Source organism: Pseudomonas sp. TE21394 (genome assembly GCF_054057835.1).
The window spans coordinates 600349-614779 of the sequence record NZ_JBSRZR010000001.1; the positions used below are offsets into that span (position 1 = coordinate 600349).

A 14431-nucleotide genomic window follows, 5' to 3' on the forward strand; every position below is an offset into this window, starting at 1 on the left:
ACCTTTCCATACAGCGCACCACGCAGGTGCGCTGGCGATCACCGTGCGGCTGCCATTCCGTGAAAGCCGCACCAAGGGGCCAGTCAGCTAGCCCGCTTCGAATAACGCCATGGCCTCGACATGCGCCGTCTGAGGAAACATGTCGAGAATCCCGGCCCTTTTTAACCGGTACCCCTGGCCGACCAGCACCTGGGCGTCTCGCGCCAGCGTGGCCGGGTTGCACGATACATAGACCAGCCGTCTGGCCTTGAGGCGGGCGATGCCTTGCACCACCTCGAAAGCACCGTCGCGCGGTGGATCCAAGAGTACCGCAGAAAAGCCCTCGGCGGCCCATCCGGTGCCTGCCAAAGGCTGCGATAAATCGGCCTGAAAAAACCGTGCGTTATGCACATTGTTGTTCCGGGCATTGGCTGCGGCCCGATCGACCATGGCCTGCACGCCTTCCACTGCCACCACCTCACGCGCCCGGCGCGCCAGCGGCAGGGCGAAGTTGCCCAGGCCGCAAAACAGGTCCAGCACACGCTCGTCGGCCTGCGGTGCAAGCCAGGCCAGGGCCTGCTCGATCATTGCCGTGTTGACCTGGGCATTCACCTGCACGAAGTCCCCTGGGCGCCAGGCCAGTTCCAGTTGCCATGGCAGCAGGGCGAAGCCCAGTTGCGCTGTCGGCTCCACCGGTGCCGGCTCGCCTTCGCCTTGCAGCCACAGTTGCGCCCTGGCCTGCGCGCAGAACGCCTGCAGCCTGGCCAGGTCTTCTGCTGGCAGCGGCGCGACATGACGCACCAGCAGCGCCTCGGCGGTGCCGCTGAACAATTCGACATGGCCCAGCGCCTGCGGCTTGCTCAACGAACGCAGCACGGTCGGCAAGTGGCGCAGAATCGACTGCAAGGGCTGTACCAGCACCGCGCAATCATCGATGGCAATGATGTCCTGGCTGGCTTCGGCGCGGAAGCCTACCTGCAACTGGCGTGCCTTGGCATCCCAGCGCACCGCCACGCGGGCCCGGCGCCGGTAGCCGAATTCAGGCCCGCTCAGCGGGGCGGCCCATTCCTCGGGCTGCACGCCGGCCACCCGCTGCAACTGCTCGGCCAGGGTACGCTGCTTGAGCGCCAGCTGTGCCTCGTGCGGCAGGTGCTGCAGGTTGCAGCCACCGCAACGGCCGTAGTACCGGCAGGGGGCCTCACGGCGCTCGGGGCTGGCCTGCAGCAGCCGCTCCAGGCGGGCCTCGACCACTTTGCCACGAGCGTTGAGCACCCGCGCCTCCACCGCCTCTCCGGCCAGGGCGCCACTGACGAACCAGGTGCGCCCCTCGAAGAAGGCGATACCGCGGCCGTCACCGGCCAGACGCTCGATGTCCAGCCGCTGTTTCTTGCCCACGGGCACCTGGGAGGTACGGTTGCCGCCGGCCGGCTGGAAACGCAGACCGCTGTTGCTTTTCTTCTTGGACATTTAGCTCAGGTCGAACAGGCCGGTGGACAGGTAACGGTCGCCACGGTCGCAGATGATCGCAACCATCGTGGCATTTTCCACCTCGCGGGACAGGCGCAGCATGGCCGCGACCGCACCACCGGACGACACGCCGCAGAAAATGCCCTCTTCACGGGCAAGGCGGCGGGTGGTGTCCTCGGCTTCCTGCTGCGACATGTCGACCACCCGGTCGACGCGGGTAGCGTCAAAGATCTTCGGCAGGTACTCCTCGGGCCAGCGGCGGATGCCGGGGATGGCCGAACCTTCCATCGGCTGCAGGCCGATGATCTGCACCGCCGGGTTCTGTTCCTTGAGGTACTGCGAGCAGCCCATGATGGTACCGGTGGTGCCCATGGAGCTGATGAAATGGGTGATGGTGCCCTGGGTCTGCTGCCAGATCTCCGGGCCGGTGCTGGTGTAATGGGCGATCGGGTTGTCGCCGTTGGCGAACTGGTCCAGCACCAGGCCACGGCCTTCGGCTTGCAGCTTCTCGGCCAGGTCACGGGCACCTTCCATACCCTCTTCCTTGGTCACCAGGATCAGCTCGGCGCCGTAGGCGGTCATGGCGGCCTTGCGTTCGGCGGTAGAGTTGTCGGGCATGATCAGGATCATCTTGTAGCCCTTGATCGCCGCTGCCATCGCCAGGGCGATGCCAGTGTTGCCAGAGGTGGCTTCGATCAGCGTGTCGCCGGGCTTGATCTGGCCGCGCAGTTCGGCGCGGGTGATCATCGACAATGCCGGGCGGTCCTTCACCGAGCCGGCAGGATTGTTACCCTCGAGCTTGAGCAGGAGGGTATTGCTGGTTTCGCCAGCGATGCGCTGCAGGCGAACCAGAGGCGTATTGCCGACGCAATCGGCGATGGTTGGGTACTGCAAGGTCATGGCGTATTTCACAATCCGGACGGCAGGGGCGCCTATCATACCGGCAAACCCTGCGCGGCCATATCACGCAATCTGTGATGAATATAGCTACAAGCTATATGTGCCTGTTGTGGTTGTCCTGCAGGGCAGCTTTGCCTGTTGGGTGTCCTCTGCATATAAGGGCAAGCGCATCCACAACCGCAGCCCGCGTTTACCGTTTTCTGCCCACAAGGTGCCGCCCTGGCGCTGAATGGCACTGCGGGCGATGCTCAACCCCAGGCCGAAGCCCCCATCCCCGGGCCGTGAGCCGTCCAGCCGCGAGAACGGCGCAAAGATCCGCTCCAGGTCCTCGTCACCTACGCCGCCACCTTCATCCTCCAGCCACAGCCGCCAATAGCTGCCGTCACGCTGCCCGCCCAAGCGCACCACACCCTCGGCCGGTGAATGCCGGATGGCATTGCGCAAAAGGTTCTCCAGCGCCTGGGCAAGATGATTGAGGTTGCCCCGCACCCAGCAGTCGGCCGGCACCTCACAGCGCAGCCGCGCCAGCGACCAGCCGCTTTCGTAGCTGGCGTTCTCGGCCAGCAAGTCCCACAAGGCGTGGATCTCGATCGGCTCCAGGTTCAGCGGCGCACGCTCGGCGTCTTGCCAGGCCAGTTGCAGGGTATCCTCGACCAGTTGCTGCATGCAGGCCAACTCTCGCGACAGGCGTTCGCGCAGGCGCGGCAGGTCGGTTTCACCGTCGCAGGCCACGCGCAACCGGCTGAGCGGCGTGCGCATTTCATGGGACAGGTCGCGCAGCAATTGCTGCTGCATGGCCACGGTGCCTTGCAGGCGCTCGGCCATCTGGTCGAAGGCGCGGGCCAGCTCGCCCAGTTCGTCGTGCCGGGCGATGGTACGCGAGTCGAGGCGCGCCGACAGCTGGTCGGCGCGCCAGGCGTTGGCCTGCTCGCGCAACTGGTTCAACGGCACGATCAGCATGCGGTAAAGACCCACGCACAGCAGCAGGGTGAACAGACCAGGGATGATGCCGTTGGTGACGACCCGCCATAACAGCCGGTGCTGGCCGGGGTTGAAGCGCTGCGGCAGTTCGATCACCAGCAAGCCCTGCTCCGCTGCCCCCGGAAACGGTATGCGCAGCCATGGCTGACCCACGGTGCGCTGACTCATCGGCCAGTCGACGCCGCGCAGGCGGGTCAAGCGCTGCATGATCTGCGGGTCGAGGCTGGCGCTGTCAAGTGGCCGCAGGTTGAGGTCGAAAACGCCAACCCAGCCGCGTTCGCGCTGGCGCATCGTTGCCACCCAACGGTCCAGCCCTGCCCGCCCGCCGCTGCGCCAGGCCTGCTCGGCCTCGCTGGCATAACCACGCAACACCTGCTGCGCCGGTGCCGAAAGAAAGGCGTCCTGGGTTTCCATGTGCCGCCCCCAGGTGTAGCTGAGGCCGATCATCAGCAGGCAGAAGCCCACTAGCAGGATGGCCAGTTTCCAGAACAACGAATGACGGTCGAGCATGGCTCACTGCGCCTCGCTGGCGCTGAGCACATAGCCCTTGCCCCACACGGTACGGACCTGCCGTGCGTGATAACCGATGGCCTTGAGCTTGCGGCGGATCTGGCTCACATGCATGTCCAGGCTGCGGTCATGCCGCGAATAGCCCCGTTGCAGGACCTGCTGGTACAGGAACGGCTTGCTCAACACCTCGTCGGGGTTGCGGTTGAGGATGTCGAGCAGACGGTATTCGCTGGGCGTGAGGCCAGCCAGGCGGCCCTCCAGGCGTACATCGCACAGGCCTTCGTCGTAGTGCAATTCACCACTGGCGGGCTGCGCCTGCGGGGCGCGGTGGCGCCGTTCGAGGGCGACCCGGCGCAGGATCGCCTCGATGCGCACCTGCAGTTCGGCCATGCTGAACGGCTTGGGCAGGTAGTCATCGGCGCCGCGCTGGAAACCGTTGATGCGGTCGGCCTCGGCCCCCAGTGCCGACATCAGGATTACCGGCGTGGCGCTGCGTTTGCGCAACTGCGCCAAGGCATCCAGGCCATTGAGCCCGGGCAGCAGGATGTCCAGCAGCACCACATCGAAGGCGTGACGCCCTGCTGTTTCCAGGCCCTCCAGGCCATTGCGGCACCAGGTCACCTGGAAGCCGCCGCATTGCAGCGTTTCGTGCAGGTAGGCACCCAGCACCGGGTCATCCTCGATAGCGAGGATATTGCAGTTGTGAAAAGCTTCGGGATTCATTGGCAACTGCCATGCATTCTCAATTGCGCAATTATCGAGCATCCGCCGCCCGCCGGGCAACCGCGCTGCGACCAATGCGCGGCAACTGGCATGAAACACCGACTAAAGAGGTGCAATGCTGCCGCAGGCGGAGTAACTTCCCGCCTTGGCCGTCATCGCTTGACGGCGTCCAGGCACATGACAGGAGGCGAGTGTGCTCGATCGCTTGGGAATACGCAGCCGGGTCCTGCTGCTGGCCCTGCTGCCAGCCAGTCTGATGGCGCTGGTGCTGGGCGGCTACTTCACCTGGCTGCAGCAAAACGACCTGCGCACCCAGTTGCTGCAACGCGGCAAGATGATTGCCGAACAACTGGCACCGCTGGCCGCACCCGCCATGGCCAGGCTGGCACCGGCGCAACTGGAGCGCATCGCCGCACAGACTCTGGAGCAAGCCGATGTGCGCGCCGTCGCCTTCCTGGCCCCGGACCGCACACGCCTGGCCCACGCCGGCCCGAGCATGCTCAACCAGCCGCCAAGCGGCGGCACCGGCATGCAACTGCTGCAGCGCAGCGGCAATGACGCCACGCGCTACCTGATGCCGGTGTTCGGCCACCATCGCGACCTGGCGACCGACGCCGTGCCGGCCGAAGCCGAACGCCTGCTGGGCTGGGTCGAGATCGAGCTGTCCCACGACGGCACGCTACTGCGCGGCTACCGCAACCTGTTCACCAGCCTGTTGCTGATCCTCGCCTGCCTGGTGCTCAGCGGTCTGCTGGCGCTGCGCATGAGCCGTACCATCAACGATCCCATCGAGCGCATCAAGCACGCGGTCAACCAGCTCAAGGACGGCCATCTGGAAGAACGCCTGCCGACCATGGGCAGCCATGAGCTGGACGAACTGGCGCGCGGCATCAACCGTATGGCTGAAACCCTGCACAATGCCCATGAAGAACTGCAGCACAGCATCGACCAGGCCACCGAGGACGTGCGCCAGAACCTTGAAACCATCGAGATCCAGAACATCGAGCTGGACATGGCGCGCAAGGAGGCTCTGGAGGCCAGCCGCATAAAGTCGGAATTCCTGGCCAACATGAGCCATGAAATCCGCACCCCGCTCAACGGCATCCTCGGCTTTACCCACCTGCTGCAGAAAAGCGAACTGACCCCGCGTCAGCTGGACTACCTGGGCACCATCGAGAAATCCGCCGACAACCTGCTGGGTATCATCAACGAGATCCTCGACTTCTCCAAGATCGAGGCCGGCAAGCTGGTGCTCGACAGCATCCCGTTCAACCTGCGGGACCTGGTCCAGGACACCCTGACCATCCTCGCCCCGGCTGCCCATGCCAAGCAGCTGGAGCTGCTCAGCCTGATCTACCGCGACACCCCGTCGTCGCTGATCGGCGATCCGCTGCGGCTCAAGCAGATCCTCACCAACCTGGTCAGCAACGCCATCAAGTTCACCCGCGAGGGCACCATCGTCGTGCGCGCCATGCTCGAAGACGAGCACGAAGACAGCGCACAGTTGCGCATCAGCGTGCAGGACACTGGTATCGGCCTGTCGCCCCAGGATGTGCGCACGCTGTTCCAGGCGTTCAGCCAGGCCGACAACTCGTTGGCTCGCCAGCCCGGCGGCACCGGCCTGGGCCTGGTGATTTCCAAGCGTCTGATCGAGCAGATGGGCGGCGAGATCGGCGTCGACAGCACCCCGGGCGAAGGTTCGCAGTTCTGGATCAGCCTCAACCTGCCCAAGGCCCACGACGATCTCCAGGAGCCGCCACTGCAACCGCTGCTGGGCCGCCGCGCAGCCATTGTCGATGGTCACGAACTGGCCCGCCAGGCGCTGGAACACCAGCTGGAAGACTGCGGGCTCAGCGTCAGCCTGTTCACCTCCTATGCCCAGTTGCTGCAGGGCGTACAGGCCGCCAGCCAGGCCGGCCAGCCATTCGAGTTCGCCGTGCTCGGGGCCAACCTGGGCAACCTGTCCCCCGAACAGCTGGGCCATTACCACCAGCAGCTGGAACGTTACCATTGCCAGTGCGTGGTGCTGTGCCCGACTACCGAGCAGGCGCTGTATCATCCCTACCTGCCCAACGGTCATGGCCAACTGCTGTCCAAGCCGACTTGCACCCGCAAACTGCGGCGTCTGTTGCTGGAGCTGGTGCAACCGCGCCGTCCCCTGGGCGAGGCGAACAGCGTCAACGGACAACGCCAGCCGAAGATCCTCTGTGTCGACGACAATGCCGCCAACCTGCTGCTGGTGCAGACCCTGCTTGAAGACCTAGGGGCCGAAGTGCTGGCCGTTGACAACGGCTATGCTGCGGTGCAGGCAGTGCAGAACGAGCCCTTCGACCTGGTGCTGATGGACGTGCAGATGCCCGGCATGGACGGCCGCGCCTGCACCGAGCAGATCCGCCTGTGGGAAAACACCCAGAGCGGCAACCCGCTACCGATCGTCGCCCTCACCGCCCACGCCATGGCCAACGAGAAACGTGCGTTGCTGCATGGCGGCATGGACGACTACCTGACCAAACCGATCAGCGAACGGCAACTGGCCCAGGTGGTGATGAAATGGACCGGGCTGAGCCTGGGCACGCCACGGCAGGAGCGCCTGACCGAACAACTGGCCAGCGGCGATGAACTGCAAGTGCTCGACCCCGAAGAAGGCCTGCGCCTGGCCGCCGGCAAGGCGGACCTGGCGGCCGACATGCTGAGCATGCTGCTGGCCTCGCTGGAGGCTGACCGCGAAGCCATACGCGCCGCCCGCGAGGCCGACGACCGCACCACGCTGATCGAGCAGGTGCACCGGCTGAACGGCGCCTCGCGCTACTGCGGTGTCCCGCAGCTGCGCGCCGCGTGCCAACGCAGCGAGACCTTGCTCAAGCAGGAACACCCCCAGGCGCAGCAGGCGCTGGATGAACTGGATGCTGCCATCGACCGCCTGGCTGTCCAGGCCAGATTGAGCGCCTGAGCAGAGCGGCCTGGGGCCGCAGCCGAGTGAATCTTGAGGAGCATTACCATGCACGCCCTGTTGTTCAGCAGCCAGCACTACGACCAGGAAAGCTTCAGCCAGGCCGCCAGCGGCACCAGCGTGGACCTGCACTTCCAGCCTGCCCGCCTGACCCTCGACACCGCGGCCCTGGCCGAGGGCTACGAGGTGGTCTGCGCCTTCATCAATGACGAGCTCGACGCCCAGGTTCTGCAGCGCCTGGCCGCCGGCGGCACGCGCCTGATCGCCTTGCGCTCGGCCGGCTACAACCATGTCGACCTGGCCGCCGCCCGGCGCCTGGGCCTGACCGTGGTGCGCGTGCCGGCCTACTCGCCGCATGCCGTGGCGGAACATGCCGTTGCGCTGATCCTGGCCCTCAACCGGCGCCTGCACCGAGCCTACAACCGTACCCGCGAAGGTGATTTCACCTTGCACGGGCTGACCGGCTTCGACCTGCACGGCAAGACCGTCGGCGTAGTCGGCACCGGCCAGATCGGTTCCGCCTTCGCCCGCATCATGGCCGGTTTCGGCTGCCAGCTGCTGGCCTACGACCCTCATCCCAACCCAGAGCTGCTAGCGCTGGGCGCGCGCTACCTGCCGTTGGCCGAGCTGCTGCGCGAAGCCCGTATCATCAGCCTGCACTGCCCGTTGAACGAGCACACCCGCCACCTGATCAATGCGCACAGCCTGGCCCGGCTGCAACCCGGCGCCATGCTGATCAACACCGGTCGCGGCGCGCTGGTCGACACCCCGGCACTGATCGACGCACTCAAGAGCGGCCAGCTCGGCTACCTGGGCCTGGACGTCTATGAGGAAGAGGCCCAGCTGTTCTTCGAGGACCGCTCCGACCTGCCGCTACAGGACGACGTACTGGCCCGCCTGCTGACCTTCCCCAACGTGATCGTCACGGCTCACCAGGCCTTCCTGACCCGTGAAGCCCTGGATGCCATCGCTGCGACCACACTGGACAACATCGACCGCTGGGCGGCAGGCAAACCACAGAATCTGGTGATGGGTTAGTGCTAGGATACGCGGCATTTCTGGAGGACCCATGGTCGAGCACGATTTCCGTTACACCCTTTTCAACCCGCAACACACCCTGATCGAGTGCCGCGCCCTGGTGCCGGGCCGTTACCAGGTCACCGGCAACGGTGGTTCGATGCACAAAGGCGATACCCTGCTGGTCACCCTCAAGGGCAGCAAGGACCTGTCGATGCGCCTGACCGTGGAGAGCGTGCGTCACCTGATCAACCCGCGCGGCCAGTGGGTTGCCGTGGCCAGTGGCCCGGTATTCAACGAGTTGGAAATCCTTGCCTGGCAGGTCGCCTGCGACAGCTGCGACGCGGTGCTCGAGTTCGAGTTTGCAGTGGATGCCAAGCTGGGCAAGAAAGCCCGCCAGCCTGCCGCCAGTGCACGTATTGCCGAGCTGGGTTGGGCCTGCCGTGGCGAAAAACACCTGTGCCCGCGTTGCCAGGAGAGCGCCGAGTGAAGAATCTGCTGACCGGCGTGCTGATTGCCTCCGGCCTGCTGGGCTGCGCCGCCGAACCTGCCAGGCTGCAGCAGGAGCGCAGCTATGTTCTGGAGTGGATTGGCGAACGGCCGCTGGTCGATTACAGCCACCTGACCCTGACCCTGGCCAGCGATGGCCGTGCCTATGGCAACGCGGGTTGCAACCATTGGTTTGCACCATACACGCTGGAGGGCGAGCACCTGAGCTTCGGCAAGGTCGGCAAGACCCGCAAACTGTGCGCGCCGGCCTTGATGGAGCAGGAAAAACGCTTCTTGCAGGCGCTGGAAACCGTGCAACGCTGGGACGTGTCGCCGATCGAGCAGATGCGTTTCTGGCCGGCCGAGGGCAAGCCGCTGCGCTTCTGGCCTGAAGAAGGCTGAGGACTGCCGGGGCCGCTTTGCGGCCCCGGGTACATCAGGCGCCCTTCAGGGCCTTGATCCTGGCCTGTAGCCCTTCGAGCGTCTGCTCACCCAACAACTGCTCACGCACCTTGCCCTGGTCATCGATGATATAGGTGACCGGCAGCGCCTCGCTGCGCGGCAGGTCATAACGCTCGGCCGGGTCCTGGGCCAGCACGGTGAAATCGATGCCCAAGGTTTCGCTAGCCTGCTTCAGGTCCTGCCCCTGCAAGCCGTCGAAATTCACCCCCACCACCTTGATGCCGTCGCCCGCCCATTGCTTGGCCGCCGCGTTCAGTTGCGGGATTTCGGTACGGCACGGCCCGCACCATTCGGCCCAGTAGTTGAGCACCAGCCAGTGCCCGTCGAGCTGTTCGGCCTTAACCGTATTACCGTGCTGGTCCACGCCATAATCGGCACCGCAACCACCGAGCAACAGGCTCGCGGTGATGGCCAGTACTGCTGCCAGACGCCTTGCCATGGGTCAATCCTTCTCGAGTTTTCAAGCAAAATGGTCAGTCGCTGCGGTTAGAATAGCCGCCACACCCTGCTGGAAGCGACCCGACATGACCGACCTGACGCTCTATCATAACCCGCGCTGCTCGAAATCCCGCGGCGCACTGGAACTGCTCGAAGCCCGCGGCCTGGCACCGACCATCGTGCGCTACCTCGACACCCCGCCCGACATCGCCACCCTCGCGGCCCTGCTCGGCAGAGCTGGGTATCGGCCCGCGCCAGTTGCTGCGTACCGGCGAAGACGAATACAAGGACCTGAACCTGGCCGACCCGGCGCTGACCGACGCGCAACTGATCGAGGCCATGGCCCGCCACCCCAAGCTGATCGAGCGGCCGATCCTGGTCGCCGGTGACAAGGCCGTGGTCGGCCGTCCGCCGGAGAAAGTGCTGGAGATCCTGCCGTGACCGCGCCCTATATCCTGGTGCTGTATTACAGCCGCCATGGTTCGACCAGCGAGATGGCCAGGCACATCGCCCGCGGCATCGAGCTGGCCGGCCTGGAGGCTCGCCTGCGCACGGTGCCGGCGATTTCCACCGAATGCGAAGCGGTAGCCCCGGACATCCCGCCCAGTGGCGCGCTGTACGCCACCCTGGACGACCTGCGCCACTGCGCCGGGCTGGTACTGGGTAGCCCGACCCGCTTCGGCAACATGGCGGCGCCGCTCAAGTACTTCCTGGATGGCACCAGCAGCCTGTGGCTGGGCGGTGAGCTGGTCGGCAAGCCGGCGGGCGTGTTCACCTCCACCGCCAGCCTGCATGGCGGCCAGGAAACCACCCTGCTGTCGATGATGCTGCCGCTGATGCACCACGGCATGCTGGTCATGGGCCTGCCATACAGCGAATCGGCATTGCTCGAAACCCGCGGCGGCGGCACGCCATATGGCGCCAGTCATCATGCCGGGGCCGATGGCAAGCGCGAACTGGACCAGCACGAAATCGCCCTGTGCCGCGCCTTGGGTCAACGCCTGGCGACTACCGCCAAGGCCCTGGAGGCCGCACGTGGCTAGAAAGCCCAAGGTGTTGCCGCCGCTGGAATGGCTGGCCCCGCGCCTGCGCCTGACGCGAGTATTGAGCCTGGCATTTTTCTTTGGCCTGGTCGCCCTGCTGCTGGTGAACAATCTGTATTTCGCCAACCTGCATGGGGCTCGGGTCGAGGTCATTCTGGCGATCGAGCTGGTGCCGCTGCTGCTGTTGCTGCCGGGCATGCTGGCAGGCAGCGCCCGCGCGCATGCGTGGACCTGTTTCGTGGTGAATATCTACTTCATCAAGGGCGTGCTGGCGGCATTCGACCCGGCGCGGTCGGTGTTTGGCTGGCTTGAGGTGCTGGTTAGCCTGGGGCTGTTCATCGCCGGGTTGCTGTATGTGCGCTGGAAGTTCCAGCACGAGCGGCGCCTGGCGGGCGAAGGCAGCTGAATTCGGGGCCGCTTTGCGGCCCCCGGATCTCAATGGTTGACGGTGTGCGCCAGCATCACCGACAACTGACACAGCGGCCGGCCACTCTCGGTATGCCACTGGTTGAACGCCTGTTGCACCAGGGCCAGGTCACGCTGGCTGGTCGGCGGCTTGTCGATCACCTTCTGCGCAATCAATGCCGCCGCCATGTCATCGGTGGGGATGAAGGTATCCTTGCCGACCATGCGCAGGAAGCGCGGCGCCGATAGCCCGCCCAGCTGGTTGCCGTGCTTGGCCAGGTACTTCCACAGCCCAACGATATCGGTCACCGGCCAGTCGGCGATGAACGCGCCAAAGCTGCCATGCGCTTTCGTGATATCGAGCACCATCTGCGCATTGCGCGGCACGCTCTTGAGCTTGCCCAGGTGGCGAATGATGCGCTCGTCGTGCATCAGCCGCTCCAGGTGTTCTGCGCCCATCAATACCACCTTCTCCGGGTCGAAGCCGAAGAACACCTGCTCGAACGCCGGCCACTTGGCATCCACCAGGCTGTGCTTGAGCCCGGCGCGGAATACGCGCAGGGCCAGGGTCGACAGGTAACGGTCGTCGCTGATGTCACGCAGTTGCGGCGGCGTACGCGGCTGCGGCAGGAAAGCCTCCAGGGCCTTGGCCGAGCCGAAGCGATTCAGGCAATACTCGTGCAGCCACTGATAGTCGCGCATGGGTCAGATATTCAGTACATCAAGGAAACGCGGCGTGGCGTTTTCGTCAATCTTCAGGCTGGTGAAGTCGAACAGGTTGCGGTCGGCCAGCTGCGACGGTGCCACGTTCTGCAGAGCGCGGAAGATGCTCTCGGTACGGCCCGGATGCTTGCGCTCCCACTCCACCAGCATGTCCTTGACTACCTGACGCTGCAGGTTTTCCTGCGAGCCGCACAGGTTGCACGGGATGATCGGGAATTCCTTCATGTCCGAATAGGCCTGGATGTCCTTCTCGCTGCAGTAGGCCAGCGGGCGGATCACCACGTTGCGGCCATCATCGGCACGCAGCTTCGGCGGCATGCCCTTCAGCGCACCGTTGAAGAACATGTTGAGGAAGAAGGTTTCGACGATGTCGTCGCGGTGGTGCCCCAGCGCCATCTTGGTCGCGCCGATTTCGTCGGCGAAGGTGTACAGGGTGCCGCGACGCAGGCGCGAACACAGCGAGCAGGTGGTCTTGCCCTCGGGGACCAGCTCCTTGACCACCGAGTAGGTGTCCTTCTCGACAATGTGGTACTCGACGCCCAGTTCCTTGAGGTAGGCCGGCAGCACATGCTCCGGGAAGCCCGGCTGCTTCTGGTCCATGTTCACCGCGACGATCTCGAACTTGATCGGCGCCACCTTCTGCAGGTGCAACAGAACGTCGAGCATGGTGTAGCTGTCCTTGCCGCCGGACAGGCAGACCATGACCTTGTCGCCATCCTCGATCATGTTGTAGTCGGTGATGGCTTCGCCGGCGAGACGACGCAGGCGTTTTTGCAGTTTGTTCTGGTTGACCGAGAGGGTGCCCATAGCGCTTGGATCCGCGAGGTGTGACAAAAGCCGACTATTTTACGCACAAACGCGCCGCTGCTGTAGGCATTCCGACAAAGACTTCAATGTAATCAAGAGGCGCACTGACAGCGCGATTTGCTCTAAAAAGCACGGTTTATGTAGGTAACGGCTTCCTATACTGCGACATAAGGCCACATTACCGCTTGCATCGGTGTTCCGGCCTCGGGCCGCTGCGCTCCATTTGGGGGCATCTGGCAACATTGAGAGGAGTGATCGGCATGATTCATCACGTTGTGGGGCTGTTTACCCATCCCGACCAGGAATGGCGGGAAATTCGTGGCGAAGAAGAAACCATCAGCCACATGTACCTGACGCACACCCTGATCCTGGCGGCGATTCCCGCTGTTTCAGCGTTCATCGGTACCACCCAGGTCGGCTGGGTGATCGGCGATCGACCGGCGGTGATGCTGACCATGGAGAGCGCCATCTGGATGAGCATCATGTCGTACCTGGCAATGCTTGCCGGGGTCGCGGTGATGGGCGCATTCATCCACTGGATGGCGCGCACCTACGATGCCAACCCGTCCATGGCACAGTGCGTTGCCTTTGCCACCTACACTGCCACGCCATTGTTCATCGGCGGCCTGGCGGCGCTGTACCCGCACCTGTGGCTGGGCATGCTGATAGGAACCGCAGCCATCTGCTACACGGTGTATCTGCTGTACGTCGGTTTACCGACGTTCATGAACATCCCGTCCGACGAAGGCTTCCTGTTCTCCAGCTCGGTGCTGGCGGTGGGCCTGGTAGTACTGGTGGCGATCATGGCTGCCACGGTGATCATCTGGGGCCTGGGCGTGGGGCCCGTGTACACCAACTAGAACGTGACCAACACTGGGGCATCTGCCAGGGGCCGCCGCAAGGCGGCCTCTGCCTGTGCGCTGACCGGTGGCTCGGCAGGCTGCCCAGGGTTGCGGCATAATGCTCGGCCAGGAGAACCATCCCGCCATGCCCGAGCTGCTATTACAACGCGTCGAAACCTGTTACCAGCAAGCCGAAACCTTCTTCAAACGTACCTTCCCGCGCCCGGAAGTCAGCTTCAAGCTGCGTGGGCAAAAAGCCGGTGTCGCCCACCTGCACGAAAACCTGCTGCGCTTCAACCTGCAACTGTACCGGGAGAACCAGGAAGACTTCCTGCGCCAGACCGTGGCTCACGAAGTGGCGCATCTGGTGGCCCACCAGCTGTTCGGCGACCGCATTCAGGCCCATGGCGAGGAATGGCAACTGATCATGCGCGGCGTCTATGAACTGCCACCCAACCGCTGCCACAACTACGAGGTGCAGCGACGCGTGGCCACCCGCTATATCTACCGCTGCCCCTGCCCGCACAGCGATTTCCCGTTTACCGCGCAGCGGCACAAGCTGGTGCGTCAGGGACGGCGCTACCTGTGCAAACGCTGTCGGGAGATATTGGTATATAGCGGCGAGATGCGCGTCGAGTAGGTTGTGTTTGCTGTTCCGGCCTCTTGGCGCGTTTACTTGTGAAAATTGCCGGAAC

At 64.5% G+C, this 14431-nt stretch carries 16 protein-coding genes; 9 read left to right on the plus strand and 7 right to left on the minus strand.

The window, feature by feature from the left end; all coding sequences use genetic code 11:
* Window positions 1-87: 87 nt before the first annotated feature.
* From rlmD to ACVWZT_RS02740, 4 genes are all read right to left on the minus strand, one after another.
* Window positions 88-1446, minus strand: coding sequence for a 23S rRNA (uracil(1939)-C(5))-methyltransferase RlmD (gene rlmD / locus ACVWZT_RS02725; RefSeq protein WP_296233709.1), 1359 nt, complete (start codon window positions 1444-1446; stop codon window positions 88-90).
* Window positions 1447-2346, minus strand: coding sequence for a cysteine synthase CysM (cysM, locus tag ACVWZT_RS02730; protein WP_225776674.1), 900 nt, complete (start codon window positions 2344-2346; stop codon window positions 1447-1449).
* Between the two features lie 87 nt (window positions 2347-2433).
* Window positions 2434-3837: a sensor histidine kinase gene (locus tag ACVWZT_RS02735; protein WP_296233707.1), complete on the minus strand. Its 1404-nt coding sequence runs from the start codon at window positions 3835-3837 to the stop codon at window positions 2434-2436.
* A 3-nt stretch (window positions 3838-3840) separates the two neighbouring features.
* On the minus strand, window positions 3841-4560 hold the full coding sequence (locus ACVWZT_RS02740; RefSeq protein WP_296233705.1) for a response regulator transcription factor: 720 nt from the start codon (window positions 4558-4560) through the stop codon (window positions 3841-3843).
* Between the two features lie 193 nt (window positions 4561-4753).
* On the opposite strand from ACVWZT_RS02740, the gene ACVWZT_RS02745 reads away from it, so the two are divergent.
* The 4 genes from ACVWZT_RS02745 to ACVWZT_RS02760 are packed head-to-tail and all read left to right on the plus strand — an operon-like array spanning window position 4754 to window position 9418.
* Window positions 4754-7510, plus strand: a complete 2757-nt coding sequence (locus tag ACVWZT_RS02745) for a response regulator (RefSeq protein WP_296233703.1) — start codon at window positions 4754-4756, stop codon at window positions 7508-7510.
* 48 nt (window positions 7511-7558) lie between these two features.
* Window positions 7559-8548, plus strand: a complete 990-nt coding sequence (locus ACVWZT_RS02750) for a 2-hydroxyacid dehydrogenase (RefSeq protein WP_296233701.1) — start codon at window positions 7559-7561, stop codon at window positions 8546-8548.
* A gap of 31 nt (window positions 8549-8579) precedes the next feature.
* Window positions 8580-9017 (plus strand): hypothetical protein, encoded by a 438-nt coding sequence (locus ACVWZT_RS02755; protein WP_296233699.1) that lies wholly within the window; start codon window positions 8580-8582, stop codon window positions 9015-9017.
* Window positions 9014-9418 carry an META domain-containing protein gene (locus ACVWZT_RS02760; RefSeq protein WP_296233697.1) on the plus strand — a complete coding sequence of 135 codons (405 nt, stop codon included), beginning with the start codon at window positions 9014-9016 and terminating at the stop codon, window positions 9416-9418. The genes ACVWZT_RS02755 and ACVWZT_RS02760 overlap by 4 nt, the downstream gene beginning before the upstream one ends.
* A gap of 34 nt (window positions 9419-9452) precedes the next feature.
* Here the strand turns inward: ACVWZT_RS02760 and ACVWZT_RS02765 are convergent, their stop codons facing one another.
* A complete protein-coding gene (locus tag ACVWZT_RS02765; protein WP_457468052.1) occupies window positions 9453-9917 on the minus strand; it encodes a TlpA disulfide reductase family protein in 465 nt (154 codons plus the stop codon).
* Between the two features lie 107 nt (window positions 9918-10024).
* Between ACVWZT_RS02765 and ACVWZT_RS02770 the strand changes: the two genes are divergently transcribed.
* Genes ACVWZT_RS02770 through ACVWZT_RS02780 form a run of 3 tightly spaced genes read left to right on the plus strand, consistent with a single transcriptional unit; the run spans window position 10025 to window position 11365 of the window.
* The gene (locus ACVWZT_RS02770; protein ID WP_457472006.1) at window positions 10025-10357 is read left to right on the plus strand and encodes an ArsC/Spx/MgsR family protein; all 333 of its coding nucleotides are present in this window, start codon (window positions 10025-10027) and stop codon (window positions 10355-10357) included.
* On the plus strand, window positions 10354-10959 hold the full coding sequence (wrbA, locus tag ACVWZT_RS02775; protein WP_296233693.1) for an NAD(P)H:quinone oxidoreductase: 606 nt from the start codon (window positions 10354-10356) through the stop codon (window positions 10957-10959). The genes ACVWZT_RS02770 and wrbA overlap by 4 nt, the downstream gene beginning before the upstream one ends.
* Complete coding sequence (locus ACVWZT_RS02780) at window positions 10952-11365, plus strand: DUF2069 domain-containing protein (protein WP_296233692.1); 414 nt, start codon at window positions 10952-10954, stop codon at window positions 11363-11365. The genes wrbA and ACVWZT_RS02780 overlap by 8 nt, the downstream gene beginning before the upstream one ends.
* A 29-nt stretch (window positions 11366-11394) precedes the next feature.
* On the opposite strand, the gene ACVWZT_RS02785 is transcribed toward ACVWZT_RS02780, so the two are convergent.
* Together ACVWZT_RS02785 and ttcA are read right to left on the minus strand one after the other, a co-directional pair.
* Complete coding sequence (locus ACVWZT_RS02785; protein ID WP_457468054.1) at window positions 11395-12066, minus strand: DNA-3-methyladenine glycosylase I; 672 nt, start codon at window positions 12064-12066, stop codon at window positions 11395-11397.
* Between the two features lie 3 nt (window positions 12067-12069).
* Entirely contained in the window at window positions 12070-12894 is an 825-nt protein-coding gene (gene ttcA, locus ACVWZT_RS02790) for a tRNA 2-thiocytidine(32) synthetase TtcA (protein WP_012270926.1), read from the minus strand.
* A 260-nt stretch (window positions 12895-13154) separates the two neighbouring features.
* Between ttcA and ACVWZT_RS02795 the strand changes: the two genes are divergently transcribed.
* Window positions 13155-13754 carry a Yip1 family protein gene (locus tag ACVWZT_RS02795; RefSeq protein WP_225776662.1) on the plus strand — a complete coding sequence of 200 codons (600 nt, stop codon included), beginning with the start codon at window positions 13155-13157 and terminating at the stop codon, window positions 13752-13754.
* A 127-nt stretch (window positions 13755-13881) separates the two neighbouring features.
* A complete protein-coding gene (locus ACVWZT_RS02800; protein WP_457468056.1) occupies window positions 13882-14376 on the plus strand; it encodes a SprT family zinc-dependent metalloprotease in 495 nt (164 codons plus the stop codon).
* Window positions 14377-14431 lie beyond the last annotated feature (55 nt).

What these genes read in the sequence shown, in the direction of transcription:
- rlmD (WP_296233709.1), bottom strand. Translation starts at nt 1,446, where the DNA reads ATGTCCAAGAAGAAAAGCAACAGCGGTCTGCGTTTCCAGCCGGCCGGC.
- cysM (WP_225776674.1), bottom strand. Translation starts at nt 2,346, where the DNA reads ATGACCTTGCAGTACCCAACCATCGCCGATTGCGTCGGCAATACGCCT.
- ACVWZT_RS02735 (WP_296233707.1), bottom strand. Translation starts at nt 3,837, where the DNA reads ATGCTCGACCGTCATTCGTTGTTCTGGAAACTGGCCATCCTGCTAGTG.
- ACVWZT_RS02740 (WP_296233705.1), bottom strand. Translation starts at nt 4,560, where the DNA reads ATGAATCCCGAAGCTTTTCACAACTGCAATATCCTCGCTATCGAGGAT.
- ACVWZT_RS02750 (WP_296233701.1), top strand. Translation starts at nt 7,559, where the DNA reads ATGCACGCCCTGTTGTTCAGCAGCCAGCACTACGACCAGGAAAGCTTC.
- ACVWZT_RS02755 (WP_296233699.1), top strand. Translation starts at nt 8,580, where the DNA reads ATGGTCGAGCACGATTTCCGTTACACCCTTTTCAACCCGCAACACACC.
- ACVWZT_RS02765 (WP_457468052.1), bottom strand. Translation starts at nt 9,917, where the DNA reads ATGGCAAGGCGTCTGGCAGCAGTACTGGCCATCACCGCGAGCCTGTTG.
- ACVWZT_RS02785 (WP_457468054.1), bottom strand. Translation starts at nt 12,066, where the DNA reads ATGCGCGACTATCAGTGGCTGCACGAGTATTGCCTGAATCGCTTCGGC.
- ttcA (WP_012270926.1), bottom strand. Translation starts at nt 12,894, where the DNA reads ATGGGCACCCTCTCGGTCAACCAGAACAAACTGCAAAAACGCCTGCGT.
- ACVWZT_RS02795 (WP_225776662.1), top strand. Translation starts at nt 13,155, where the DNA reads ATGATTCATCACGTTGTGGGGCTGTTTACCCATCCCGACCAGGAATGG.
- ACVWZT_RS02800 (WP_457468056.1), top strand. Translation starts at nt 13,882, where the DNA reads ATGCCCGAGCTGCTATTACAACGCGTCGAAACCTGTTACCAGCAAGCC.